Origin of the sequence: Pseudomonas sp. Ga0074129 (assembly GCA_001465025.1) — a bacterium.
GTDB lineage: Bacteria > Pseudomonadota > Gammaproteobacteria > Pseudomonadales > Pseudomonadaceae > Aquipseudomonas.
In genome coordinates this window covers 1-23,214 of sequence record LNDO01000071.1, presented here as the reverse complement: position 1 = coordinate 23,214, position 23,214 = coordinate 1, and the positions used below count along the sequence as shown (strand labels likewise).

Here is a 23,214-nt window from a genome sequence, read left to right as displayed (position 1 = left end):
GGTAGACTTATCCACAGTTGCTGGTAACAAAATCAGCAATCCGCCCTGGGTCAAATTTCAATCGGCAGGGTGGGTCAATTTTCCATCAGCGCCAACACCCAGCCCTAAACATGTTCACTAGGGTGCAGGTGGCAATCAGGATAAAGGGTGGGAATTACATTGACGCCAGTGGGTAGGTTTCCATCATCTGTCGCACCATGTCCATCGACCAGCTGTCCATGGGACTCAGTGAATAGGCGGGATTATCAGGCTCGACAAAACCGACCGCCTTACGGCAGTCAGCATGTGATGACGGGGTTATAGATCGTTGAGGGCGAAGCGGGTCAGGGCAAAGGTGGGAATCCCACAGTCCTGCAATTTTTCGGAGCCGCCCAGTTCGGGCAGGTCGATGATTGCAGCGGCCTCGACCACGCTGGCACCCAGGCGGCGAACCAGCTGTGCAGCGGCGAGGAGGGTGCCACCAGTGGCAATCAGGTCATCGAAGATCAGCACTTTGTCACCTTCGCACAGGCTGTCGGCATGCACTTCGAGTTTGGCTTCGCCGTATTCAGTCTGGTAGCTCTCGCTGATGACATCGGCAGGCAGTTTGCCCTGCTTGCGAAACAGCACCAAAGGCTTGTTCAGCTCATAGGCGATGATTGAGCCGATCAGAAACCCCCGTGCATCCATGGCGCCGATATGGCTGAAGTCGGCTTCGACATAGCGATGGATAAAGCTATCAGCCACCAGGCGCAGGGCACGTGGCGACTGAAACAGTGGGGTGATGTCACGGAAAATAACCCCCGGTTTGGGGAAATCCACCACGGGGCGAATCAGGGTTTTGATGCTGAACTCGTCAAAAATCATCGCGTATCTGTCCTGCGCTAGCGTATCGATCAACTGTCGAGGTTGCCGCCAGCTAGGGCACACAGCTCGATAGGGTCGATGATGTGCACTTCCTTGCCCTCGGCTTCGAGCAGGTTGTTTTGTTGGAAGCGAGTAAATACCCGCGATACGGTTTCCACGGCAAGGCCCAAATAGTTACCAATTTCGTTGCGCGACATGGCCAGGCGGAATTGATTGGCCGAGAAGCCGCGCGCGCGGAAGCGGGCGGAGAGGTTCACGAGGAAGGTAGCGATACGTTCATCAGCGGTTTTCTTCGAGAGCAGCAGCATCATTTGCTGATCATCGCGGATCTCGCGGCTCATGATGCGCATCAACTGACGGCGCAGTTGTGGCAGTTGTACGGCCAACTCGTCCAGGCGCTCGAAGGGAATTTCGCACACTGAGGTGGTTTCCAGTGCCATGGCCGAAACAGGGTAAATTTCACTGTCCATGCCTGACAGACCAACTAACTCGCTAGGTAGATGGAAGCCGGTGATCTGTTCGTCGCCGCCATCGCTCAGGCTGAAAGTCTTCAGCGCGCCCGCCCGCACGGCAAAGACGGAGTTGAACGCGTCGCCCTGGCGGAAAAGAAACTCACCCTTTTTCATCGGGCGGTCGCGTTTGACGATTTCGTCGAGCGCGTCCATGTCTTCCAGATTCAGCGACAGCGGCAGGCACAAACTCGCCAGGCTGCAGTCCTTGCAATGGGCTTGATGTGGGGTATGCAACTTGATGCTTTCGGACATCGTCAGTGTTCCTGAGCTGAGCAGACAATAGGCTCAAGGTTACAGCAGCCAGCGGGTGACAGCCAGTGACATGGCTTCTTGACCATGTGTTCAAGTATGGCGCTGAACAGCCGATAGTTCAGGCGGTTGAGGTATCTGCAAGTGAGTAAGTTTATGCGCCTGGAATTGACATCGATGATTGGCCGCCTGGGGTTGGCGGTTGAGCGCAAAAGCGCGACCGTCGATGGCGTCGATGGCGTCGAGAAGGATGATCAGGCACTGCGCGATAGTCTGCGCGTCAGTCTGTCGGAGCTGGGCAAGGCCCGTTCCGCCGCCCAGAAAAACCAAGATATCGATGACAGCAGCCTGCCGGATCTGATCAAGGACCTGCTCAAGCGAATTCGCGCGCTCAAGGAGCAGATCGAGGCCAAGAAAGAGGAGTTGAATGCGGTCATGAGTGACCAGAGCCTTGATCCCGAGGCTAAACGCTTGAAGATTGAAACCTTGCAGAGTGAACTGGCGTCACTGCAGGGTGCCTTGAGCAGCGCCCATACCACGCTGCTCAAGGCTTTGCGCGAACAAGGCCTGACCGATCAGCAGATGCAGGAACTGTCCAGCCTGCTGATGAAATAGGTACTAGATAACCCGCGAGAAACGCTGCTGGCTTTGTTCGCACATGTAGCGATCAAACAGCATGCACAGCGACCTGACCAGCAGTCGACCCGCCGGCTTGACATCGATGCCTTGGGCGCTCAAGTCAATCAGGCCGTCGCTGGCCATTTGCTGCAGTTGCGGCCAGATTTCTGCGAAGTAACTGCGGAAATTTATTGCATGCGCCTGCTCAATATCGGCAAAGCGCAGTTGGAAGTGACAAATTAGCTGTTGGATCACCGCGCGGCGAACGCGGTCGTCAGCGTCGCAGTGCAGGCCGCGCAGGGTCGCCAGTTCGTTATTGCCGTGGCTTTCCTGATAGATGTTCAGGTCGCTGCTGTTCTGGCAGTAGAGATCGCCGATCTGGCTGATTGAAGACACCCCTAAACCGATCAGGTCGCAATGGCCGTGCGTGGTGTAACCCTGGAAATTACGCTGCAGGCTGCCGTCTTCCTGAGCGCTGGCCAGTTCGTCGTCGGGCAGGGCGAAGTGATCCATGCCGATGTAGCGATAACCCGCGGCATTCAGTTGTTCGATGCTGGCTTGCAGCATGGCGAGTTTGTCGACTGGGCTTGGCAGGTCGCTGGTGTTGATCCGCCGCTGCGGCATAAAGCGCTCTGGCAAGTGCGCGTAGTTGAACAAGGACAGACGATCCGGTTGCAGGGCGATGACTTCTTCCACGGTACGGGCGAAGCGCTCAGGCGTTTGCAGCGGCAGGCCGTAAATCAGATCGATGTTGACTGAGCGAAATTGCAGGGTGCGCGCTGCTTCGACAATCGCGCGGGTTTCTTCCAGCGTTTGCAGGCGGTTGACGGCGCGCTGCACGGCGGGATCCAGGTCTTGCACGCCCAGGCTGACGCGGTTGAAGCCCAGTTCGCGTAGCAGGCCCATGGTCGACCAGTCGGCTTCGCGCGGGTCAATCTCGATGCTGTAATCGCCGCTGTCGTCATCGAGCAGGTTGAAGTGCTGGCGCAGGTGGGCCATTAGGTGGCGCAGTTCGTCGTGACTGAGGAACGTGGGCGTGCCGCCGCCAAAATGCAGTTGTTCGACGGTCTGCCGCGGGTCAAGGTGGCGGCTGACAATGGCCACTTCGCGTTGAAGTTTTTCCAGATAGGGCTGGGCGCGGCCACGATCTTTGGTGATCACTTTATTGCAGGCGCAGTAGTAACAGATGTGCGCGCAGAACGGGATGTGCACATACAGCGACAGTGGGCGCAGGGCTTTACGGCTGTCACGCAAGGCATGCAGCAAGTCGAACTGGCCAATGCGTTCGTGGAACTGCACGGCAGTCGGATAAGAGGTGTAGCGGGGGCCTGCCTGGTCGTAACGACGAATCAGAGTACTGTCCCACTGGATGGCGTTGAGCATGCGGGTTTTCCCGGTCTGGCTTTCAGTACCGGCGAGTCTAAGAGCGGCGCAAAGGGTGTGTTTTGACTTGTATCAAGCCAAAATCGATCCAGGGCGCGAGTGCCGTGGCCTTTTATCAGGGTTTCAGTGGCCCATGAGCCAATGCTGGTGTGGGCCAGGGAGTGTCCACAAGCCGAACAGCATGACCAGAATTCCCCCCGCCATACGAATGCCCTGACGACGCAAGAGGGCGGTTACGCGCTCTGCTGCGAGGCCTGTGGCCATTAGCACCGGCAACGTACCTAGGCCAAAGGCGAGCATCAAGGCGGCACTGTTTAAGGCATTACCTTGACTCGCTGCCCAGAGCAGGGTGCTGTAGACCAAGCCGCACGGCAGCCAGCCCCACAGCGCACCGAGCACGAGCGCCTTGGGCGCGCTGGTGACGGGCATAAAGTGTTTGGTCAGTGGTTGAATAACACGCCATAGGTTTCGCCCAAGAGCCTCAATGCGGGTCAGGCCGCTCCACCAGCCCGCCAGATAAAGCCCCATGGCGATCAGCAGTAAGCCAGCCAAGACGCGCATGAAGGTGCCTAACGGGCCGGCCGTCAGTGCCCAGCCGGCGAGACCGATCAGCAGGCCGGCCAGGGCATAGCTGAGGATGCGCCCGAGGTTGTAGGCGAGCAGGAAAAAAAAGCGTTGTTGGCGTTTTTCTGGCGGAATCGCCAGCGTCAATGCGCCCATTAGGCCGCCACACATACCTAGACAATGGCCGCCACCGAGCAAGCCGAGAATCAGGGCAGAAATCAGCAGCGGGAGCAGTTCAAGCATCGGTTTTACCCGGTTCGTCCGGCTTGGTTGAGTTGTGCTGCTCGTGTGCCTCGTTTACCGCAGCCTGATGTTTGGGGTCTTCATCGTCGAACAGGATGCTGTGCGCTGGGCCGTCCAGGTCGTCGAACTGGCCACTGTCCACCGCCCAGAAAAACAACCAAATGGCGAAGCCAACCAGCGCAATGGCCACCGGGATCAGAATATAGAGAGCGGGCATGAAATCTCCGGTTTCGGGCAGGACATGGGATGGCCTTGGCTTTTGTCTTCACCATGGCGACGGTTGGTGAGGCCGGTGAGACCGCGTTCGCCCTATTTACGAGTCAGTCGCAGGGCGTTAAGTACCACCAACAACGAACTGACTGACATACCTAGGGCTGCCCAGATCGGGGTAATCCAGCCGACAGCCGCGAAGGGCAGTACCAAGCCATTGTACAGACTGGCCCATGTAAGGTTCTCGATGATGATGCGGCGAGTACGTTGCGCCATGTGTAGAGCTTGCACCAAGCTGCTCAGTCGATTGGACAGCAATACCGCATCAGCGCTGGTTTTCGCCAGGTCGGTGGCGCTGCCCATGGCCACGCTGATATCCGCAGCGGCCAGCACAGGCACATCGTTGACGCCATCGCCGAGCATCAGCACCCGGCGACCTGCGCTATGCAACTGCTTGAGTACAGCGAGTTTTGCGTCGGGCGTCAGGCCGCCACGCGCATCATCAATGCTCAGTTGGCGGGCCACCTCGGCAACCATGGGTGAGCTGTCACCAGACAGCAGCATGATCTGCCAACCCTTGGCCTTGGCCATGTTGATCAGTTGCGGCGCATCGTCACGCAGGCGGTCATCCAGAACGAACCAGGCCAGCGGACCTTGCTCATCGCCCAATAGCAGCCATTGACCGTTTTCACCGGTAATGCGCGGTGCTGTTTGCTGGCTCAGGGCGCAGACGAAGTCGGCCTGACCAATCCTCAGTACACAGTCCTTAACGCGGCCCTGCAAACCCAGGCCAGGATGGCTCTCGACCTCATCGGCGGCCTCACGGGCCAAACCAAAGGCGCGGGCAATAGGATGCTCAGAGCGGTTTTCCAACGCGGCGGCCAAGGCCAGGCAGCTGTCTGCGTCCAAGTCACGCAGTGGATGGATAGCGCTTAGGGTCAGGCGGCCTTCGGTCAGGGTGCCGGTTTTGTCCAGCACGAGAGTGTCAATCTGGTTCAGGCCTTCCAGTACGTGCCCTCGGGTCAGCAGCAGGCCCAGCTTGTGCAGTGAGCCCGTGGCGGCCGTAAGCGCTGTCGGGGTGGCCAGCGCGAGCGCGCAGGGGCAGGTGGCTACGAGCAAGGACAGCACAATCCAAAAAGCCCGCGACGGGTCTATTTGCCACCAAGCCCAGCCGACGATGGCCGCGACCACCAATACGATCAACAGGAACCACTGAGCGACCTGATCTGCCAGCACGGCCAGGCGTGGTTTATCGTTTTGCGCACGCTCCAGCAAACGGACGATGGCCGAGAGGCGGGTGGCATCACCCAGCGCCTGCACCTCAACGCACAAGGGGCCTTCAACGTTTAGCGTGCCAGCGGTCACGCTGTCGCCAATAGCTCTAGGCTGCGGCAGGTATTCGCCGGTTAATAGCGATTCATCGACGCTCGACTGGCCTTGCACAATACGGCCGTCGGCGGGCAACAGTGCACCTGGCGGCACGAGCACCTGATCGCCGACACGCAGTTCGCTAAGCAGAATGCGCTGGTTTTGTCCGTCGGCGTCCAAGCGCAAGCAAGAAGCAGGGAGCAGATTGACCAACTGTGACGTGGCTGCCGCTGTGCGCTCTCGGGCTCGGCGTTCCAAATAGCGGCCGGCCAAGAGGAACAAGGCAAACATGCCCACTGCGTCAAAATACAGCTCGCCTTGACCGGTGATGGTTGACCAGATACCGGCGACATAGGCGCCGCCAATTGCCAGCGACACCGATACATCCATGGTCAGGTGCCGGGTGCGTAGGTCACGTAGCGCACCGCGGAAGAATTGACCACAGCAGTAGAAAACAATCGGTGTGGTGAGGAACAGGCTGACCCAGCGCAAAATCTTATCGAGCTCTGGTGTGAGGTCGATGTTGAATTCCGGCCAAGTGGCCATGGTGGCCATCATTACCTGCATCCACAGCATGCCGGCCACGCCCAGTTCGCGCATGGCGCGGCGGTTTTCTCGCTGCAATTGCTCGGCGGCGGCATCGGCCTGCCAAGGGTGGGCGGCATAGCCGATTTTGCGCAGCGCCTTGAGCAGGCTGCTGAGCGGCAGTTGGCTATCGGTCCAGCGCACCTGCAGGCGATGGTTGGAGAGGTTCAAGTGCGCTTCACTGACGCCAGGGATGGCGCGCAGGTGTTTTTCAATCAACCAGCCGCAGGCCGCGCAGCTGATGCCTTCGATCAACAGGCAGGTCTCGCTGAGCTCGCCATCATGTTCGACGAAAGGTTGCTGCACGTCGCTGCGGTCGTAAAGAGCCAGCTCATCGGGCAATGCTTGCGGCAAGCTTTGCGGATTGGAGGCGTTTTCACTGCGGTGCTTGTAGTAGTGCTCCAAGCCGCTGCTGACAATGGCTTCAGCCACTGCCTGGCAGCCCGGGCAGCACATTTCACGGGTAGCACCAAGCACAGCAGCTTGATAGCGACTGCCGGTGAGTACCGGCAAGCCGCAGTGGTAGCAGGGAGTTGGGCTGGCCATCGGTATGCTTACTGAACATCCCCGAGGTACATACGGCGACCGCTTTCAACGGTCTTCTCTTCAAACAGGCGCCAGTCTTTGCCGCCTTCCTGGCCGATCAGCTCAACAAAACGACGGCCACTGATGGCATCGATCATCTGCCCGCTGTAGCTGCCGTCTTCACGTGGCTGCAGGATTACGCGACGGTCTCGCTCCGGTTGAGTGGGCGAAATAACGTTCAACACCAACTGCTGCGGACGGCTGTTGCCATTGAGCTGGAGGGTGGCTGTACCGGTCTCATCGTCAAGTACAAGCGCCGCATGCAGTTGCAGGCGCGTGGCAAGATTTTCACGCTCAAGCGACTGGTTGATGCCTTTGCCTACGTCGTAATAGTCATCGGAAATCAGTCCCGGCGGGTTTTTGGTTGCAATGGTCAGCAGGGTCAGCCCCTGCACCACGGAGTAAGCCAGTAGGCTAATCAAAAACCACGGCCAAAATTGTTTGTACCAAGGCTTGATGATCTCGGGAGTTTGTTCAGTCATGGTCTTCTCTGGTCAGCGCACGCTGGGGCCGATAAAACGGCTGGCAGCGTCAGTCTTGATGCTTGGATCGTCCACCGCTTGCAGGTGGAAGGTGATTTCATTGGTGCTTGAGGGCAGCTTCTCGGGCTCGATGGACAGCTCAATGGGGAGTGACAACACTTCGCCGGCCACAGCCTTGATTTCGCGTTTGCCTTCGTACACTAAGCCATCAAGGCCGTCAGCGGTAATCGAGTAAGTTACAGCATGTTGTGCTTTATTCATGATTTTAAGGGTGTAGACGTTCTCGATCCGGCCTTCCTCGTTTTCACGGTAAAGCACGCGATCTTTAAGTGCGTCCAGCTCAACCAGTGAGCGGCTCGCGACAGCCCAGGCAAATACACAGAACATTGCCAGCAACGCCACGGCATAGCCGATCAGGCGTGGGCGCACCAAATGGGTTTTTTGTCCCGACAGGTTGTGTTCAGTGGTGTAGCTGATCAGCCCTTTGGGGTAGTTCATCTTCTCCATGATGCTGTCGCAGGCATCAATACAGGCGGCACAACCGATGCATTCAATCTGCAGGCCGTCACGGATATCGATGCCGGTAGGGCAGACGTGGACGCACATTTTACAGTCGATGCATTCGCCTAAACCCTGAGCCTTATAGTCCGCGTCTTTTTTACGCGGCCCACGTGCTTCACCACGGCGCGGGTCGTAGGAAACAATCAGTGTGTCTTGGTCGAACATCACACTCTGGAAACGGGCGTAGGGGCACATGTAGATGCACACTTGTTCGCGCAAGTAACCGGCGTTGCCATAAGTGGCGAGGGTAAAAAAGCCTACCCAGAATAAAGCCCAGCCGCCGGCTTGCAGGGTAAACAGTTCAGGGATCAGTTCGCGAATCGGCGTGAAGTAGCCGACAAAGGTGATGGCAGTCGCTAAAGAAACACCCACCCAAATGCTGTGCTTGGCCAGCTTGCGCAGGAATTTCTGCGCGCTCATTGGGGTTTTGTCGAGCTTCATGCGTTGGTTGCGATCGCCTTCGGTGATCTTCTCTGCCCACATGAAAATCCAGGTGTAGACACTTTGTGGGCAGGTGTAGCCACACCAGACGCGGCCTGCGAAGACGGTTATAAAAAACAGGCCGAAGGCGGCGATGATCAGCAGTGCGGAGAGCAGTACAAAGTCTTGCGGCCAGTAGGTCGAACCAAAAATGTAGAACTTTCGTTCAGGCAGGTTCCACCATACGGCTTGGCGGCCATTCCAGGTCAGCCAAACGGTGCCGAAATACAGTAGGAATAAGGCTGCACCACCGAGCATGCGCAGGTTGCGGAAGATGCCGGTAAATGAGCGGGTGTAGATTTTTTCGCGGTTGGCGTACAGGTCAACGACTTCGACCTTGGCCGGGGTAGGGGTTACATCTTTAACTGGAATTTGCGTGCTCATCAGTTTGTACCACGGCGGTTGATTGGCTGCTTTGATCGATACGTGCCGATCAAAGTCATACGTGCTCGTGCGCTATGGTACGCCTGATAATCACTCGACAAGTGCGACCAGCAGTCGCGCTTGTCGAGCGGGAGAATCACTTCTCGGTTTTGTCCTGGGACAGGCTGTACACGTAAGCCGCCAGCAGATGCACTTTATCGTTGCCAAGGAAATCTTCCTGGGCAGGCATCTTGCCATTGCGACCATGGCGCAGAGTTTGCTGGATCTGGGCAAAGCTGGAGCCATACAACCAGACCTTGTCAGTCAGATTAGGCGCTCCCATGGCTTGTTGCCCCTTGGCATCAGCACCATGACAGACTGCACAATTGGCGGCGAAGATGTTTTGACCTGCGGCAAGGTCAACCTTGATCCCTTCCGGATTCTTCAGGCCGGACAAGCTGCGAATGTAGCCGGCAACGTGGCGGATACCATCCTCGCCAATCACACCCAGTTGCGCAGGCATCATGCCTTGGCGACCCTTGAGCAGGGTGGTTTTGATGGTTTCCGGGTCGCCGCCATACAGCCAGTCGTTATCGGTCAGGTTGGGGAAGCCATAGGCACCCTTGGCATCAGAGCCGTGACAAACCGAGCAGTTGGACGCAAACAGGCGGCCGCCCATTTTCAGCGCTTGCTCGTCTTGGGCCACTTGCTCAATCGGCATGGCTGCATATTTGGCGAAGATCGGTCCGTATTGGACGTCAGCTTTAGCCATTTCTTTTTCCCACTGATGCACGCCGGTCCAGCCGCTCGAGCCTGTGGAGAAAGTAGTTTGCTCTTTGTTGTCGAGGTAGCTGTAGCCCGGCAGCAGGCCTTTCCAGTTACCCAGGCCCGGGTAGAGCACCAAGTAGCCCAGGGCGAAAATGATGGTGCCGATAAACAGCATGAACCACCACTTGGGCAGCGGGTTGTCGAACTCTTCGATGCCATCGAAGGAGTGGCCGACAGTTTCCTCGGTGGTCTCTTCGCGCTGACCTTTACGGGTGCCGAAGATCAGCCAAGTCAGGGCAAAGATGGTGCCCAGAGACAGAATGGTTACGTACCAACTCCAGAACGTGGTCATTGGTTATTGCTCCTGGAAGATTGCTCGTCACGCTCATTGGGTTTGGGATCGTCGGCGAAAGGCAGGTTGGCGGCCTCGTCGAAGTTGGATTTACGCTTGCTGCTGTAGGCCCAGAGCACTACGCCAATAAAGGCGATAAAGACTACTGCTGTACCTATGCCGCGAATCGTCCCGATATCCATTGTGCGTTACCGTTTGTTCTTGATGGATGTGCCGAGAACCTGAAGGTACGCAACGAGGGCGTCCATCTCGGTTTTGCCTTTGACAGCCTCTTTTGCACCGGCAATGTCTTCATCGGTGTAAGGGATGCCGAAGTTACGCATGACTTCCATCTTTTGCGCTGTGTTTTCGCCGTCGAGTTTTTTCTCTACCAGCCATGGGTAGGCCGGCATTTTGGACTCGGGCACAACGTTGCGCGGGTTGTACAGGTGAGCACGCTGCCACTCATCCGAGTAGCGGCCGCCTACGCGGGCCAGATCCGGACCAGTACGCTTGGAACCCCACAGGAACGGGTGATCCCAAACGCTTTCACCTGCTACCGAGTAGTGGCCATAACGTTCGGTTTCGGCACGGAACGGACGAATCATCTGTGAGTGGCAGCTGACGCAACCCTCTTTGATATAGATGTCGCGGCCTTCCAACTGCAGCGCAGTGTAGGGCTTGAGGCCCTCAACTGGCTCGTTGGTCACGTCCTGGAAAAACAGCGGAACGATTTGAGTCAGGCCGCCGATGCTGACGGCCAAAACCATCAGCAGCGCCATCAGGCCAATATTCTTCTCAATGATTTCGTGTTTCATCAGTGTGCTACTCCGGCAGGCATCAGCGCAGCAGCTTCGTATTCAGAAGCTTTTGCGGCACGCACGGTGCGATAAGTGTTGTAGGCCATCAACAGCATGCCGGCAACGAAGAAGGCGCCGCCAATCATGCGTACCACGTAACCTGGGTGGCTGGCTTCAAGGGCTTCAACGAAGGAGTAGGTGAGGGTGCCGTCTTCGTTGACTGCGCGCCACATCAAACCCTGGGTGATGCCGTTTACCCACATGGATGCGATGTACAGCACCGTACCGATAGTGGCCAGCCAGAAGTGCGCGTTGATCAGGCCAACACTGTGCATCTGCGGACGACCAAACACCTTGGGAACCAAGTGATAGAGCGCGCCGATGGAGATCATGGCTACCCAGCCGAGAGCGCCGGCGTGAACGTGGCCGATGGTCCAGTCGGTGTAGTGGGAAAGGGCGTTGACGGTTTTGATCGCCATCATCGGACCTTCAAAGGTCGACATGCCGTAAAACGCCAGCGATACCACCAGGAAGCGCAGAATTGGGTCGGTACGCAGCTTATGCCAGGCTCCCGACAGGCTCATCATGCCGTTGATCATGCCGCCCCAGCTTGGTGCCAGAAGGATAATCGACATGGCCATGCCCAGAGACTGGGCCCAATCCGGCAGTGCGGTGTAGTGCAGGTGGTGCGGACCAGCCCAGATATACAGGGTGATCAGTGCCCAGAAATGCACAATCGACAAGCGATACGAGTAAATCGGACGCTCAGCTTGCTTGGGAACAAAGTAGTACATCATCCCCAGGAAGCCGGTGGTCAGGAAGAAGCCTACGGCGTTATGACCGTACCACCACTGAATCATGGCATCGGTCGCGCCGGCATACATCGAGTACGACTTGAACATGCCGACCGGAACAGCAGCGCTGTTGACGATATGCAGCATGGCCGTAACCAGGATGAATGCACCGTAGAACCAGTTGCCCACATAAATGTGCTTGGTTTGACGCTTCATCACCGTGCCGAAGAACACGATGGCGTAAGCCACCCAAACCACGGTAATCAGGATGTCAATTGGCCACTCGAGTTCGGCGTATTCCTTGGAACCGGTGAAACCCATCGGTAAGGTAATGACCGCCGCAACGATCACCGCTTGCCAGCCCCAGAACACAAAAGCCGCCAAGCCATCCGATATCAGACGCGCCTGGCTGGTACGTTGCACCACGTAAAACGAGGTGGCCATGAGCGCGCAACCGCCGAAGGCAAAGATCACTGCGTTGGTGTGAAGAGGGCGCAGACGACCGAAGCTCGTCCATTCCATGCCTAGGTTGAGTCCGGGCCACACGAGTTGTGCGGCGATAAACACGCCTAAAGCCATGCCAATGACTCCCCAGACCACCGTCATTACGGCGAACTGGCGAACCACCTTGTAGTTATAAGCAGTCTGACTGATTGCTGTGCTCATTATGGGTTCCACGGTTAATGGATTTTCTAGGGGCAAAAAACGGCGGCAAGTATGTAGAAAGCATGTACTCATTGCAACGACGCACGCCGCAGCAGTGAGGCCTTCTAGGCCTTTGGCAGACCCGCACAAACAACTGAACGGAGCAGAACCTGAGGCTATAGGTGCCTAGAACGATCAAGCGCAAAGATAGGAATCGCCTTGGAGTTATAGCAAATGGCGACTGAGGAAGAGATTAGCTCAAGTAGCGGGGGAAGAATGTATCGAGTATGCGAGGTGCGACTTTGGGTCGCATCGGTGTGAGGGGAGAAATTGACTGGCGACATTGCGTCGCCAGTCAATGTGTTGCGGTGTAACTACTTGGTTGCGGAATCAGACTTCGATTGGCTCAGGCTCATTACGTAAGCCGCCAGCAGGTGCACTTTGTCATTGCCAAGGTATTGGTCTTGCGCGGGCATCTGACCATTACGACCGTGGCGAATGGTTTGTTGCAGTTGCACCAGGCTGCTGCCGTAGATCCAACCCGCCGGGCTGGTCAGGTCGGGCGCGCCGAGTATGGCCATGCCTTTACCTTCAGCGCCGTGGCAAGCCAGGCAATTGGCAGCGTATATAGCGGCGCCTTTTTCCTGGTTGTAGCTATTGTCGGCGGGGAGCGGTAGGCCAGCCAGGTCTTTGCGCACGTAAGCGGCAATGTCCTGAACGCCTTCTTCACCAATCACTGCCGCCCAAGCTGGCATCACACCCATGCGTCCATTAAGGATGCTGGTTTTGATATCGCTCGGTGCACTGCCCCAGCGCCAATGGTTGTCAGCCAGGTTAGGAAAGCCTACAGCGCCCTTGGCATCGGAGCCGTGGCAAACAGAGCAATAGGTAGCAAACATACGGCCGCCCATTTTCAATGCTTGCTCGTCTTTGGCTACTTCTTCTAGGGGCATAGCTGCGTATTTGGCGAAGATCGGGCCATAGGCTTCATCAGCCTTGGCGACTTCACGTTCCCACTGTTTTTCTTGAGTCCAACCGCCTTCATAGCCTGGCAGCAGTCCTTTCCAGTTGCCCAAACCTGGGTACAGCACCAGGTAGCCAATGGAAAAGATGATGGTGCCGATGAACAGCATGAACCACCACTTTGGCAGTGGATTGTCATATTCCTCGATGCCATCAAAGGAATGGCCCATGGTCTGTTCGGTGGGGTTCTTGTGAACTTCGCTTTTACGGGTGGCGAAAATTAACCAGAACAACGCGAGCAGGGTGCCGACAGTCAGCAGCGTGATGTACCAGCTCCAGAAAGTGCTCATGGGGTCTTGCTCCTTGGTGCAGCCAGCTTGGATTCATCGGCAAAAGGCAGCAGGGCGGCCTCATCGAAGGCGGCGCGACGTTTGCCGCTGTAAGCCCACAGGGTCACGCAAACAAAGGACAGTAAAACCAGGCCTGTTCCGATGCCACGTAGCATGCCGATATCAAAATGTTCGAATGACATGGCGCTACCTCTTGTTCTTGACGGCAGTGCCGAGCACTTGCAGGTAGGCAACCATGGCATCCATCTCAGTTTTGCCTTTCACTGCTTCAGTTGCGCCCGCAATGTCTTCGTCGCTGTAAGGCACACCGAGGGTGCGCAGGGCCTTCATCTTGGCGGCGGTGTCTTCGCCATCCAGGGTGTTTTCAACCAGCCACGGGTACGCCGGCATTTTCGATTCAGGTACTACGTTGCGCGGGTTGTACAGGTGTGCACGCTGCCACTCATCCGAGTAGCGCCCGCCAACGCGTGCCAGATCCGGGCCGGTACGCTTGGAGCCCCACAGGAAGGGGTGGTCGTACACGCTTTCACCGGCTACCGAGTAGTGGCCATAACGTTCGGTTTCGGCACGGAAAGGTCGAATCATCTGCGAATGGCAGCCTACGCAGCCTTCGCGGATGTACAGGTCACGGCCTTCCAGTTGCAGGGCTGTGTAAGGCTTTAGACCTGCCACCGGCTCATTGGTGACGTCTTGGAAAAACAGCGGGACGATTTGCGTCAGGCCGCCGACACTCACCGCCAGCACCATCAGCAGGGCCATCAGGCCGATGTTTTTCTCGAGTATTTCGTGTCTCATCAGTGGGCTCCTTCAACCGAAAACTGCGCAGCGGCTTCCATTTCGGCGGCCTTGGTGTTGCGCACGGTCTGCCAAACGTTCCAGGCCATGACCAGCATGCCGGCGAAGAAAATCCCGCCGCCGATCAAACGCACCACAAAGCCTGGGTGGCTGGCTTCGAGGGCTTCAACGAAGGAGTAGGTGAGGGTGCCGTCTTCGTTGACTGCGCGCCACATCAGGCCCTGAGCAATGCCGTTGACCCACATGGAGGCGATGTACAGCACGGTGCCGATGGTGGCGAGCCAGAAGTGCACATTGATCAAGCCAACGCTGTGCATTTCTTCGCGGCCAAAGACTTTTGGCACCATGTGGTAGAGCGCGCCGATCGATACCATGGCAACCCAGCCGAGGGCGCCGGCATGAACGTGGCCGATGGTCCAGTCGGTGTAGTGGGACAGGGCGTTAACGGTCTTGATGGCCATCATCGGACCTTCAAAGGTCGACATGCCATAAAACGCCAGGGACACGACCAAAAAGCGCAGGATCGGGTCGGTGCGCAGCTTATGCCAAGCGCCAGAGAGGGTCATCATGCCGTTGATCATGCCGCCCCAGCTCGGGGCCAGGAGAATCAGCGACATCACCATGCCCAGGCTCTGCGCCCAGTCAGGCAGTGCGGTGTAATGCAGGTGATGCGGGCCAGCCCAGATGTAAACGGCGATCAGCGCCCAAAAGTGCACGATGGACAGGCGATAGGAGTAAACCGGGCGGCCAGCTTGTTTGGGCACGAAGTAATACATCATCCCCAAGAAGCCTGCAGTCAGGAAGAAGCCCACGGCGTTGTGGCCGTACCACCACTGAATCATCGCATCCGTCGCCCCGGCATAGGCCGAGTAGGACTTGGTGAAGGTCACGGGCATTGCCATGCTGTTGACAACGTGTAGCAGCGCCACGGTGAGAATAAAACCACCGAAGAACCAGTTACCCACGTAGATGTGGCTGACGTTGCGCTTGGCTACCGTGCCAAAAAATACGATGGCATAGCTGACCCAGACAACGGTGATCAGAATATCGATCGGCCATTCCAGTTCGGCGTATTCCTTAGAGCTGGTCAAACCCAGCGGCAGGGTTACTGCGGCCAAGACAATCACCAGCTGCCAGCCCCAAAAGGTAAAGGCCGCGAGCTTGGGTGCAAACAGGGTGGTTTGCGAGGTGCGTTGCACGGCGTAATAGCTGCAGGCAAAAAGCGCACAGCCGCCGAAAGCGAAAATAACCGCGTTAGTGTGCAGAGGGCGTAAGCGCCCAAAACTGGTCCACGGTAGGTTCAGGTTGAGTTCAGGCCAGGCCAGTTGCGCGGCGATAAACACGCCGACCCCCATCCCGACAATGCCCCACACCACCGTCATGATGGCGAATTGGCGAACCACCTTGTAGTTGTAGGCGGAACTGCTGGTTGTGTTCATGTCTGGGCTTCCATCCACGGTTATAGGCAGATCTATTTAAAATCAGCGGCTGAAGACCCATACAATCAGGCCCACAGTCCAACGGACTCTTCTAGCGAGGTAAGCATGAGCAAAGGGCGAGGGCTCGGTATTGACAGGGATCAATACCCGCAAGGACAAGTCGGTGATATCTGGCTGTGGGATCAGCCTGAGAGTGATCGCCGGGCGACGTTGCTCCTAGCCCATGGGGCTGGCGCACCGATGGACAGTGAGTTCATGCAGCAGATGGCGCAAAGCCTTGCCCTGCGTTGCGTGGCAGTAATGCGGTTTGAGTTTGCCTACATGGCTGCGCGCCGCCAGGACGGTAAAAAGCGACCGCCCAATCCTCAGGCGCAATTGCTTGAGCGTTGGCGCGAGGTTTATCAACAGGTGCGCGAGCAGGTTGTCGGCCCGCTGGCGATTGGCGGCAAGTCCATGGGCGGGCGGATGGCCAGTCTGCTGGCTGACGAGCTAGAGCCTGATGCTTTGGTCTGCTTGGGATATCCGTTCTACGCCGTTGGCAAACCGCAGAAGCCGCGAATCGAGCACTTGGCGCAGCTGAAAACGCGCACGCTGATTATCCAGGGCGAACGTGATGCATTGGGGGATCGGCAGGCTGTAGCGACGTACCCGTTAGCTGATGCGATCACGCTGCACTGGCTTGCAGCGGCCGATCACGATCTCAAACCGCTTAAACGCTCTGGTTTTACCCAGCATCAGCACATGGAAACCGCAGCCGACCTTATCGCAACCTTTATCACTCAAAAAACATGAGGCGTCTGGGCGTGGTGGTTTATTTGTCCTACTAAAATACTAGGGCTTTGCCCGGCCCGGTGAGTGGCGTACACTGCGCCCATGTTTGCGAGGAGTTGCCATGAGCACCATTACTATTACTGACGCTGCCCACGATTATCTGGCTGACCTGCTCAGCAAGCAGAACACTCCGGGCATCGGCATTCGCGTATTTATTACCCAGCCGGGCACTCAGTACGCAGAAACTTGCATCGCCTATTGCAAGCCAGGCGAGCAGAAAACTGAAGATACTGCTTTGGGCCTGGCCAGCTTTACCGCTTGGATCGACGCCGTCAGTGAGCCGTTTCTTGAAGATGCTGTGGTCGACTATGCCACCGACCGTATGGGCGGCCAGCTCACCATCAAAGCGCCGAATGCCAAAGTGCCGATGGTTAACGACGACAGCCCGGTCAACGAGCGCATCAGCTATTACCTGCAAACCGAGATCAATCCCAGCCTTGCCAGTCACGGCGGCGAAGTCTGTCTGATTGACGTGGTTGAGGACGGTATTGCCGTACTCAAGTTTGGCGGTGGCTGCCAAGGTTGCGGTCAGGTTGATTTCACCCTCAAGGAAGGCATCGAGAAAACCCTGCTTGAGCGCATTCCCGAGTTGAAAGGGGTGCGTGACGTGACCGATCACAGCGTCAAAGAAAATGCCTACTACTGAGTAGACAACTCACTGAAAAATGCCCGCGTTCTGCGGGCATTTTTTATGGCGATGGATATTTGTTAGAGCAAAGGCTCGCGGCTAAAGCCCCTCCCACAACAGCCTGCAGTCAACGACTGATTGGCCGTGCTGCTCATCCTGGTGGGAGGGGCTTTAGCCGCGACAGGGCCTGCGTGGTCAAGCCTTAGCGCGGCTTTTGCGTCGATCCAGCACCTCGGTTGCCCGTGCGCGCAGTTGCCCGCAACCGCCGTCAATATCTTGGCCGGCCGAGTTGCGCACTTTGGTCAGCACGCCACGGCTGTGCAGGTAGCGCACGATCTGTACGATGCGGTCGCCATCGGGGCGCTGGAATTCATCGTCTTCCAGGCTGTTGTAAGGGATCAGGTTCATGATCGCGTACTTGCCCTTGAGTAGGCGCAAGATGCCGTCCATCTCTTCCACACTGTCGTTGATGCCTTTAAGTAGCGTCCACTGATACTGAATTGGGTAATCAATGTGTCGAGCGTAGGCTTCACCCAGTTCCACCAGCTCTTCTGGGTCGATGCGAGGTGCGCGCGGGAGGAGTTGCTGGCGCAACTCGGCATCGGTTGTGTGCAGCGACAGCGCTAGCGCCGGCTTGACCTGCTGCTGCGGCAAACGCTCGAACACCCGTGGATCGCCGACGGTGGAAAACACCAGATTACGCTGGCCGATGCCGCCTTCGGTGCCGAGCAGGTTGATGGCCTCGAGCACGTTGTCGAGGTTGTGCGCCGGTTCGCCCATGCCCATAAACACGACTTTCTTCACCGGGCGAAAACGCCGGGCCAGTGCAACTTGGGCAACAATTTCGGCGGTGCTGAGTTGGCGCAGCAATCCGCTTTTGCCGGTCATGCAGAACACGCAGCCCACCGCGCAGCCGACTTGGCTGGAGACGCATAGGCCGTCGCGCGGGAGCAGCACGCTTTCCACCATCTGTTTGTCGGCCAGCTCCACCAGCAGTCGTGCAGAGCCATCACCGGCGGGATGCTCTGCGCTCAGTCGGGCCAATTGATCGAGCGCGCTGCTGATCTCGGGCAGGGCATTACGTACCGCCAGCGGCAAAAAGTTCTCGGTTTTTTGATTGCGCGTACCGGTATCCAGCGGCATGCCCCGCAGCCAGGCGCGGGTAATCCGGCCGATGTGCATGGGTTTGGCACCGAGGTCGCTCAGGCGTTGATGAAAGTCTTGAATATGCATGGGGCGCGCATGCTACCACTGGCCAGGTTGCGAGGGTATGTGTCGAAATCGACCGGCATAAACGCAAGCAAAAAACCTTAGGCTTTGCTCAAGCTGCGCCGGACACTCATACTAGCGGCCTGATTTAGCCTGTCCCAGCTGTGCGGAGCGGTAAATGAAATTTATACACCAGCGCGAACACCTCAATGAAGACGACATCGTGGTGATCGAGTGCTCACAAACCTGCAACATTCGTTTGATGAGTGATGCCAATTTCCGCAGTTTCAAAAATGGCGGGCGCCACACCTATCATGGCGGGGCTTTTGATACGTTTCCGGCCAAAATTACGGTGCCCAGCAGCGGTTTCTGGAATATCACCATCGATACAGTGAGTCGCCGTGCCGTTAGCGTAACCCGCAAGCCGACGCTCAAACATTCAATCAAGATCATTCGCAAGTCGACTTCGCGCCTGAGCTGATAGCTAATCAATAAGTGAGCCTGAAGCCTGCTTAATCGCAGGCTTTTTTCTGCGCGCTATTTGACTAGTGGCTGATTTTTAGCCCGATCAGACCGCAGATAATCAGCGCTGCGCTGGCCATGCGCAACAGCGTTATGGACTCGCCAAACAGGATGACTCCGGCGATCAGCGTGCCAATTGCGCCTATGCCCGTCCAGATGGCATACGCAGTGCCAAGTGGTAAGCCCTTCATGGCCAGGCTCAGCAATGCCAAGCTGATAATGATCGCGCTAACAGTGAGAAGGGTGGGCAGCGGACGGGTAAAACCGTCGGTGTATTTCAGACCGATGGCCCAAGCCACTTCGAACAGACCAGCCAGTAGCAGAATCAACCAAGACATAAACACCGTCCATAAGCAGAGGGTGGGTCGTCCCGGATGGATTGCGCTCGCGCAGTGAGGTCGTCCTCACTTGGGCGAATTTTGCACAGGATCACCTGCAAGGCAAGCGCAAAGGGTCAGCGGTAACAACCCTCTGCGGCCAAGCCTTGTGCGGCAATCAAATGCCTTGCGGGGTCTCTTCGCCGCCCAGGGCTTCGTAAAGCGCCGGGAGGAATTCGACCAAGGTCAGCATCATCAAGGTGAAGCTGGCGTCTTGTTGGCCGAGGTCATCATCGCCGCCATCCTGCTCGGCTTGATCCTGCAGCAGGTCTTCAAAGCGCAGGCGCTTAACCACCAGTTTGTCATCCAGCACGAAGGACAATTTGTCTTGCCAGGCAAGGGACAGTTGAGTGACCTGCTTGCCGGCGGTCATGTGCAGTTGGATTTCATCGCTGGTCAGGTCTTGGCGTTTGCAGCGCACGACGCCACCGTCTTCGCCGGTGTCGCGCAGTTCGCATTCGTCCAAGACATGGAAGTCCGGCGCGGCTTGCTGCACTTTGACCCAGTCAGTAAGGGTGGCGCTTGGGGCAATTTTTACGCTCAGCGGGCGAACTGGCAGTGAGCCGATGGCTTCACGCAGGGTCGACAGCAAGTCTTCGGCGCGTTTGGCGCTGGCCGAGTCAACCAAAATCAGGCCTTGTTTCGGCGCGATGGCGGCAAAAGTGGCGGATTTGCGGATAAAAGCGCGTGGCAAGAAGGCCTGTACGATTTCATCCTTGAGTTGATCGCGCTCTTTCTTGTAAACCTTGCGCATCTGCTCAGCTTCGATCTCATCAACCTTATCTTTCAAGGCGTCACGCACCACGCTGCCCGGCAGAATGCGCTCTTCCTTGCGCGCGGCAATCAGCAGGAAATCACCGCTGGCATGCACCAGCGGGGCATCTGCGCCTTTGCCAAATGGGCCGATAAAGCCGTAGGTGCTGAGTTCCTGGCTGGCGCATGAGCGAGCCGGCTTGGCTGCCAGTGCGGTTTCAAGGGCCTCGGCGTCAAACGGGAGGTCTTGGGTGAGGCGATAAACCAGCAGGTTGCGGAACCACATAAGGGGGTGAATCTCCATTAACAGACCCGCCAGCAAAGGCAGGTGTCACAAGTTGTCAGTACCCTGTGCGGGCGCTGTATCAGGTTGGGCAAAACGGTACGACCTGCCACACAACCTGTGTGTTGCATTCGAGGCTGCATTATTCCCCCGCGCGGCGCATTAGGCCAAGTCTGCGCTAAGCCTTTGCTGCATCAATAAAAAATTTTAAAAACAGTGCTTGCCAAGGTCTCGATGGCTCTCTAGAATGCGCCCCACTTCGAGAGTGAAGGGTGATTAGCTCAGCTGGGAGAGCAGCTGCCTTACAAGCAGCGGGTCGGCGGTTCGATCCCGTCATCACCCACCAACTCGCTTTTTGAAGTTACGCGCAGCGGTAGTTCAGTCGGTTAGAATACCGGCCTGTCACGCCGGGGGTCGCGGGTTCGAGTCCCGTCCGCTGCGCCATTTTTTATCCTCGCTTCATCCCCTCTGTGACAATTCCTCAAGCGCAAAAAATTCCTCCTTAAATTCAGCTAAACACCTGAACTTATTCGCATTTTCTGTTTCTTATCGCGGTAGCCATTGATTGCGACGGCCTGCTAAGCTCGCGCTTTCACCTGAATGCCCTAGGGCGCACCGGACAAGGAACAAGCATGAAACAGCATCGTTTAGCAGCGGCGGTCGCCCTGGTTGGTTTGGTACTCGCAGGTTGCGATTCGCAGACTAGCGAAGTTGCCCTGGAAACCCCTGCTCAGAAAGCCTCTTACGGCATCGGCCTGAATATGGGCAAAAGCCTGGCTCAGGAAGGCATGGATGACCTCGATTCCAATGCGGTTGCGCAAGGTATCGAAGATGCCATCGGCAAAAAAGAACAGCGCCTGAAAGATGAAGAACTCATCGAAGCGTTCGCCTTTCTGCAAAAGCGCGCTGAAGAACGCATGGTTGAAATGAACGAGGAGTCTGCTGCTGCAGGCAAGAAATTCCTTGAAGACAATGCTAAGCGTGAAGGCGTGGTCACCACCGCCTCTGGCCTGCAGTATGAAGTGGTTAAGAAAGCCGACGGCGCTCAACCTAAAGCTACCGATGTAGTGACCGTACACTACGAAGGCAAGCTGACCGACGGTAGCGTATTCGACAGTTCAGTTGAGCGCGGCAGCCCGATTGATCTGCCGGTAAATGGCGTGATTCCTGGTTGGGTAGAAGGTCTGCAATTGATGCACGTTGGGGAGAAATACAAGCTGTACATTCCGAGTGAGCTTGCTTACGGCGAGCAGAGCCCAACACCGGCTATTCCCTCCAATTCAGTCCTGGTTTTTGACCTTGAGTTGATTGCGATCAAAGACGCTTCGAAAGAGTAAAATCTGCGCTTTTAAACAACGCCCCGTCATCACGGGGCGTTGTCGTTTCTGTTGCTCAGATTCTGCCTTTTTCGCTTGACGTTGCGCATTTTAGGGGGCTTAAAAATCATGCACTGTTACGGTTATGCACATTGACCTGAGGGGCTGTGACAATTTCCTGTAACAGCTTTTCATAAATCATTTGTGATTTTTAACTTGTTGATTTATATGAATATTTAGCGTCTGAGCAAAAAATGCCCTATCTGTTGCGAGGCCGCGTGGGCTGGGCGTTTGCGGGGGTTATCGATAAACTGTTCACAAGGTTATCCACAGGTTTAGTGGATAACCTGAGCCAGCCCAGTAACTGTGCGGGATTGCCGGAAAAGACGATGAAAACACCCAGACACTTCGCGCGTTACCAAGCGTTAGCTCAACGTTTTATCAAGGCGGGACGGTTACCGTCGTTGCTCTTTTCTGTCGCCCGAAAGCGTGAAGGGTTGGGTAAGCGCTTTGCTGATTTTTCTGCTCAGTTGCGGTCGCTACAGGCTTTGTGTCTGGCCTGGTGGCGGGGCGATTACCGGGCTATCAGTACGCCCGCTCTGCTGGCGGTGGTTGGCGCACTGTTATACTTCATCACGCCGCTCGACGGATTGCCTGATTGGCTGTTGGGTATCGGATTATTGGATGACTTGGCGATCCTAGCTTGGGTCGCGCGCACTTGGCGCGATGAGCTATCAGCTTTTGAGTTGTGGCGCGCATCGCAGTCCGCCGAGGTGATCTTAAAGTTGGAGCAGCTTCCAGCGTGTGAGCAGCAATTACTCGAAGAGCGCGGTCACACGTCTCAGTGATGGAGAGATTCAACTCTTATTGAGCAATTTTTCAATTACGCCTTCTTCACGTAATTCGTTCAGTATCTCGTCGAGCTTATCTGCGCTAACGGGTAGCTTCGGGCTAAACGCACAGTGCATGTCATAGCGATCAATGACCCATGGGTTGATCTGTACTGGCGCATCAGGGTGTTTATTCAGTTGATGGGTCACGGGGCGGCGCATATCGATCATGGCATCCAGGCGGTGCATGCTCAGTAAGTTGATGCCTGTGCTGTAGTCGCGCAAATTTTGCCGAACGATCTTTTTCTGCGTAAACGCATCCATCAGAGCTGGGCTGTAGATATACCCCAATTGCGTGCCCAGGGTTTTCCCGTAAAGCCCTTCGAGGTCGGTGATGGGCTGACGCTGGCGATGGACAAGCAATACATCTTCTTCACTGCGGATTCCACGGTCATCTGGCCACCCATTCCATGAGCATCTGACCACCGATTCCACGCTGATCCGGCCACCCATTCCACGCGCATCCGGCCA

General features: G+C 56.7%; 26 protein-coding genes and 2 tRNA genes. 8 read left to right on the top strand and 20 right to left on the bottom strand.

The window, feature by feature from the left end; all coding sequences use genetic code 11:
* Positions 1 to 297: 297 nt before the first annotated feature.
* Together AUK77_RS08145 and fnr are read right to left on the bottom strand one after the other, a co-directional pair.
* Positions 298 to 846, bottom strand: coding sequence for an adenine phosphoribosyltransferase (locus tag AUK77_RS08145; protein WP_296128075.1), 549 nt, complete (start codon positions 844 to 846; stop codon positions 298 to 300).
* A 29-nt stretch (positions 847 to 875) separates the two neighbouring features.
* Complete coding sequence (gene fnr / locus AUK77_RS08140) at positions 876 to 1,610, bottom strand: fumarate/nitrate reduction transcriptional regulator Fnr (protein ID WP_296128072.1); 735 nt, start codon at positions 1,608 to 1,610, stop codon at positions 876 to 878.
* A 153-nt stretch (positions 1,611 to 1,763) separates the two neighbouring features.
* Between fnr and AUK77_RS08135 the strand changes: the two genes are divergently transcribed.
* Positions 1,764 to 2,222, top strand: a complete 459-nt coding sequence (locus tag AUK77_RS08135) for a hypothetical protein (RefSeq protein ID WP_296128070.1) — start codon at positions 1,764 to 1,766, stop codon at positions 2,220 to 2,222.
* 3 nt (positions 2,223 to 2,225) lie between these two features.
* Here AUK77_RS08135 and hemN read toward each other — a convergent pair whose 3' ends face one another.
* The 14 genes from hemN to ccoN (AUK77_RS08065) all read right to left on the bottom strand — a co-directional run bounded on the left by hemN (position 2,226) and on the right by ccoN (AUK77_RS08065) (position 15,934).
* The gene (gene hemN / locus AUK77_RS08130; protein ID WP_296128067.1) at positions 2,226 to 3,608 is read right to left on the bottom strand and encodes an oxygen-independent coproporphyrinogen III oxidase; all 1,383 of its coding nucleotides are present in this window, start codon (positions 3,606 to 3,608) and stop codon (positions 2,226 to 2,228) included.
* A 123-nt stretch (positions 3,609 to 3,731) separates the two neighbouring features.
* Positions 3,732 to 4,415 carry a sulfite exporter TauE/SafE family protein gene (locus tag AUK77_RS08125; protein ID WP_296128065.1) on the bottom strand — a complete coding sequence of 228 codons (684 nt, stop codon included), beginning with the start codon at positions 4,413 to 4,415 and terminating at the stop codon, positions 3,732 to 3,734.
* Positions 4,408 to 4,632, bottom strand: a complete 225-nt coding sequence (gene ccoS, locus AUK77_RS08120) for a cbb3-type cytochrome oxidase assembly protein CcoS (RefSeq protein ID WP_296128063.1) — start codon at positions 4,630 to 4,632, stop codon at positions 4,408 to 4,410. The genes AUK77_RS08125 and ccoS overlap by 8 nt, the downstream gene beginning before the upstream one ends.
* A 92-nt stretch (positions 4,633 to 4,724) precedes the next feature.
* Positions 4,725 to 7,124: a heavy metal translocating P-type ATPase gene (locus tag AUK77_RS08115; RefSeq protein ID WP_296128060.1), complete on the bottom strand. Its 2,400-nt coding sequence runs from the start codon at positions 7,122 to 7,124 to the stop codon at positions 4,725 to 4,727.
* A gap of 8 nt (positions 7,125 to 7,132) precedes the next feature.
* A complete protein-coding gene (locus AUK77_RS08110; RefSeq protein WP_296128058.1) occupies positions 7,133 to 7,645 on the bottom strand; it encodes a FixH family protein in 513 nt (170 codons plus the stop codon).
* Positions 7,646 to 7,657: 12 nt separating this feature from the next.
* On the bottom strand, positions 7,658 to 9,070 hold the full coding sequence (gene ccoG, locus AUK77_RS08105) for a cytochrome c oxidase accessory protein CcoG (protein ID WP_296128056.1): 1,413 nt from the start codon (positions 9,068 to 9,070) through the stop codon (positions 7,658 to 7,660).
* 136 nt (positions 9,071 to 9,206) lie between these two features.
* On the bottom strand, positions 9,207 to 10,169 hold the full coding sequence (gene ccoP, locus AUK77_RS08100) for a cytochrome-c oxidase, cbb3-type subunit III (RefSeq protein ID WP_296128054.1): 963 nt from the start codon (positions 10,167 to 10,169) through the stop codon (positions 9,207 to 9,209).
* Positions 10,166 to 10,351 (bottom strand): cbb3-type cytochrome c oxidase subunit 3, encoded by a 186-nt coding sequence (locus AUK77_RS08095; RefSeq protein WP_296128051.1) that lies wholly within the window; start codon positions 10,349 to 10,351, stop codon positions 10,166 to 10,168. The genes ccoP (AUK77_RS08100) and AUK77_RS08095 overlap by 4 nt, the downstream gene beginning before the upstream one ends.
* A 6-nt stretch (positions 10,352 to 10,357) precedes the next feature.
* On the bottom strand, positions 10,358 to 10,966 hold the full coding sequence (ccoO, locus tag AUK77_RS08090; protein WP_296128048.1) for a cytochrome-c oxidase, cbb3-type subunit II: 609 nt from the start codon (positions 10,964 to 10,966) through the stop codon (positions 10,358 to 10,360).
* Positions 10,966 to 12,408 carry a cytochrome-c oxidase, cbb3-type subunit I gene (ccoN, locus tag AUK77_RS08085; RefSeq protein ID WP_296128045.1) on the bottom strand — a complete coding sequence of 481 codons (1,443 nt, stop codon included), beginning with the start codon at positions 12,406 to 12,408 and terminating at the stop codon, positions 10,966 to 10,968. Before ccoN (AUK77_RS08085) ends, ccoO (AUK77_RS08090) begins: the two co-directional genes overlap by 1 nt.
* A gap of 353 nt (positions 12,409 to 12,761) precedes the next feature.
* The gene (ccoP, locus tag AUK77_RS08080; RefSeq protein ID WP_296128042.1) at positions 12,762 to 13,700 is read right to left on the bottom strand and encodes a cytochrome-c oxidase, cbb3-type subunit III; all 939 of its coding nucleotides are present in this window, start codon (positions 13,698 to 13,700) and stop codon (positions 12,762 to 12,764) included.
* The gene (locus AUK77_RS08075) at positions 13,697 to 13,882 is read right to left on the bottom strand and encodes a cbb3-type cytochrome c oxidase subunit 3 (RefSeq protein ID WP_296128038.1); all 186 of its coding nucleotides are present in this window, start codon (positions 13,880 to 13,882) and stop codon (positions 13,697 to 13,699) included. Before AUK77_RS08075 ends, ccoP (AUK77_RS08080) begins: the two co-directional genes overlap by 4 nt.
* 4 nt (positions 13,883 to 13,886) lie before the next feature.
* On the bottom strand, positions 13,887 to 14,495 hold the full coding sequence (gene ccoO / locus AUK77_RS08070; RefSeq protein WP_296128036.1) for a cytochrome-c oxidase, cbb3-type subunit II: 609 nt from the start codon (positions 14,493 to 14,495) through the stop codon (positions 13,887 to 13,889).
* Positions 14,495 to 15,934, bottom strand: coding sequence for a cytochrome-c oxidase, cbb3-type subunit I (gene ccoN / locus AUK77_RS08065; protein WP_296128034.1), 1,440 nt, complete (start codon positions 15,932 to 15,934; stop codon positions 14,495 to 14,497). The genes ccoO (AUK77_RS08070) and ccoN (AUK77_RS08065) overlap by 1 nt, the downstream gene beginning before the upstream one ends.
* 105 nt (positions 15,935 to 16,039) lie before the next feature.
* Between ccoN (AUK77_RS08065) and AUK77_RS08060 the strand changes: the two genes are divergently transcribed.
* Together AUK77_RS08060 and nfuA are read left to right on the top strand one after the other, a co-directional pair.
* Positions 16,040 to 16,726 carry an alpha/beta family hydrolase gene (locus AUK77_RS08060; RefSeq protein WP_296128033.1) on the top strand — a complete coding sequence of 229 codons (687 nt, stop codon included), beginning with the start codon at positions 16,040 to 16,042 and terminating at the stop codon, positions 16,724 to 16,726.
* A gap of 100 nt (positions 16,727 to 16,826) precedes the next feature.
* Positions 16,827 to 17,411 carry a Fe-S biogenesis protein NfuA gene (gene nfuA / locus AUK77_RS08055; RefSeq protein ID WP_296128031.1) on the top strand — a complete coding sequence of 195 codons (585 nt, stop codon included), beginning with the start codon at positions 16,827 to 16,829 and terminating at the stop codon, positions 17,409 to 17,411.
* A gap of 177 nt (positions 17,412 to 17,588) precedes the next feature.
* Here the strand turns inward: nfuA and AUK77_RS08050 are convergent, their stop codons facing one another.
* Positions 17,589 to 18,626: an RNA methyltransferase gene (locus AUK77_RS08050; protein WP_296128029.1), complete on the bottom strand. Its 1,038-nt coding sequence runs from the start codon at positions 18,624 to 18,626 to the stop codon at positions 17,589 to 17,591.
* A 154-nt stretch (positions 18,627 to 18,780) separates the two neighbouring features.
* Between AUK77_RS08050 and AUK77_RS08045 the strand changes: the two genes are divergently transcribed.
* A complete protein-coding gene (locus AUK77_RS08045; protein ID WP_296128028.1) occupies positions 18,781 to 19,083 on the top strand; it encodes a DUF1883 domain-containing protein in 303 nt (100 codons plus the stop codon).
* A gap of 64 nt (positions 19,084 to 19,147) precedes the next feature.
* Here the strand turns inward: AUK77_RS08045 and sugE are convergent, their stop codons facing one another.
* A complete protein-coding gene (gene sugE, locus AUK77_RS08040; protein WP_296128026.1) occupies positions 19,148 to 19,462 on the bottom strand; it encodes a quaternary ammonium compound efflux SMR transporter SugE in 315 nt (104 codons plus the stop codon).
* Between the two features lie 157 nt (positions 19,463 to 19,619).
* Positions 19,620 to 20,540: a recombination-associated protein RdgC gene (gene rdgC, locus AUK77_RS08035; RefSeq protein WP_296128024.1), complete on the bottom strand. Its 921-nt coding sequence runs from the start codon at positions 20,538 to 20,540 to the stop codon at positions 19,620 to 19,622.
* Between the two features lie 267 nt (positions 20,541 to 20,807).
* Between rdgC and AUK77_RS08030 the strand changes: the two genes are divergently transcribed.
* From AUK77_RS08030 to AUK77_RS08015, 4 genes are all read left to right on the top strand, one after another.
* Positions 20,808 to 20,883: transfer RNA gene (locus AUK77_RS08030), tRNA-Val, on the top strand.
* Positions 20,884 to 20,904: 21 nt separating this feature from the next.
* Positions 20,905 to 20,981: transfer RNA gene (locus AUK77_RS08025), tRNA-Asp, on the top strand.
* A gap of 188 nt (positions 20,982 to 21,169) precedes the next feature.
* Positions 21,170 to 21,874 (top strand): FKBP-type peptidyl-prolyl cis-trans isomerase, encoded by a 705-nt coding sequence (locus AUK77_RS08020; protein ID WP_296128022.1) that lies wholly within the window; start codon positions 21,170 to 21,172, stop codon positions 21,872 to 21,874.
* Between the two features lie 368 nt (positions 21,875 to 22,242).
* Positions 22,243 to 22,701, top strand: a complete 459-nt coding sequence (locus AUK77_RS08015; protein WP_296128078.1) for a DUF1232 domain-containing protein — start codon at positions 22,243 to 22,245, stop codon at positions 22,699 to 22,701.
* Between the two features lie 9 nt (positions 22,702 to 22,710).
* Here AUK77_RS08015 and AUK77_RS08010 read toward each other — a convergent pair.
* Positions 22,711 to 23,214, bottom strand: a 504-nt coding sequence (locus tag AUK77_RS08010; protein ID WP_296128020.1) for a transporter substrate-binding domain-containing protein, incomplete at its 5' end; no start/stop codon positions are given.

Excerpts from the sequence above, each read along its gene's own strand:
- AUK77_RS08050 (WP_296128029.1), bottom strand. The coding sequence starts at position 18,626 with ATGCATATTCAAGACTTTCATCAACGCCTGAGCGACCTCGGTGCCAAA.
- ccoN (WP_296128045.1), bottom strand. The coding sequence starts at position 12,408 with ATGAGCACAGCAATCAGTCAGACTGCTTATAACTACAAGGTGGTTCGC.
- AUK77_RS08125 (WP_296128065.1), bottom strand. The coding sequence starts at position 4,415 with ATGCTTGAACTGCTCCCGCTGCTGATTTCTGCCCTGATTCTCGGCTTG.
- hemN (WP_296128067.1), bottom strand. The coding sequence starts at position 3,608 with ATGCTCAACGCCATCCAGTGGGACAGTACTCTGATTCGTCGTTACGAC.
- rdgC (WP_296128024.1), bottom strand. The coding sequence starts at position 20,540 with ATGTGGTTCCGCAACCTGCTGGTTTATCGCCTCACCCAAGACCTCCCG.
- AUK77_RS08020 (WP_296128022.1), top strand. The coding sequence starts at position 21,170 with ATGAAACAGCATCGTTTAGCAGCGGCGGTCGCCCTGGTTGGTTTGGTA.
- nfuA (WP_296128031.1), top strand. The coding sequence starts at position 16,827 with ATGAGCACCATTACTATTACTGACGCTGCCCACGATTATCTGGCTGAC.
- ccoS (WP_296128063.1), bottom strand. The coding sequence starts at position 4,632 with ATGCCCGCTCTCTATATTCTGATCCCGGTGGCCATTGCGCTGGTTGGC.
- AUK77_RS08060 (WP_296128033.1), top strand. The coding sequence starts at position 16,040 with ATGAGCAAAGGGCGAGGGCTCGGTATTGACAGGGATCAATACCCGCAA.
- AUK77_RS08145 (WP_296128075.1), bottom strand. The coding sequence starts at position 846 with ATGATTTTTGACGAGTTCAGCATCAAAACCCTGATTCGCCCCGTGGTG.
- AUK77_RS08015 (WP_296128078.1), top strand. The coding sequence starts at position 22,243 with ATGAAAACACCCAGACACTTCGCGCGTTACCAAGCGTTAGCTCAACGT.
- ccoO (WP_296128048.1), bottom strand. The coding sequence starts at position 10,966 with ATGAAACACGAAATCATTGAGAAGAATATTGGCCTGATGGCGCTGCTG.
- AUK77_RS08075 (WP_296128038.1), bottom strand. The coding sequence starts at position 13,882 with ATGTCATTCGAACATTTTGATATCGGCATGCTACGTGGCATCGGAACA.
- ccoO (WP_296128036.1), bottom strand. The coding sequence starts at position 14,495 with ATGAGACACGAAATACTCGAGAAAAACATCGGCCTGATGGCCCTGCTG.
- ccoP (WP_296128054.1), bottom strand. The coding sequence starts at position 10,169 with ATGACCACGTTCTGGAGTTGGTACGTAACCATTCTGTCTCTGGGCACC.
- ccoG (WP_296128056.1), bottom strand. The coding sequence starts at position 9,070 with ATGAGCACGCAAATTCCAGTTAAAGATGTAACCCCTACCCCGGCCAAG.
- AUK77_RS08110 (WP_296128058.1), bottom strand. The coding sequence starts at position 7,645 with ATGACTGAACAAACTCCCGAGATCATCAAGCCTTGGTACAAACAATTT.
- ccoN (WP_296128034.1), bottom strand. The coding sequence starts at position 15,934 with ATGAACACAACCAGCAGTTCCGCCTACAACTACAAGGTGGTTCGCCAA.
- AUK77_RS08115 (WP_296128060.1), bottom strand. The coding sequence starts at position 7,124 with ATGGCCAGCCCAACTCCCTGCTACCACTGCGGCTTGCCGGTACTCACC.
- ccoP (WP_296128042.1), bottom strand. The coding sequence starts at position 13,700 with ATGAGCACTTTCTGGAGCTGGTACATCACGCTGCTGACTGTCGGCACC.
- AUK77_RS08095 (WP_296128051.1), bottom strand. The coding sequence starts at position 10,351 with ATGGATATCGGGACGATTCGCGGCATAGGTACAGCAGTAGTCTTTATC.
- fnr (WP_296128072.1), bottom strand. The coding sequence starts at position 1,610 with ATGTCCGAAAGCATCAAGTTGCATACCCCACATCAAGCCCATTGCAAG.
- sugE (WP_296128026.1), bottom strand. The coding sequence starts at position 19,462 with ATGTCTTGGTTGATTCTGCTACTGGCTGGTCTGTTCGAAGTGGCTTGG.
- AUK77_RS08135 (WP_296128070.1), top strand. The coding sequence starts at position 1,764 with ATGCGCCTGGAATTGACATCGATGATTGGCCGCCTGGGGTTGGCGGTT.
- AUK77_RS08045 (WP_296128028.1), top strand. The coding sequence starts at position 18,781 with ATGAAATTTATACACCAGCGCGAACACCTCAATGAAGACGACATCGTG.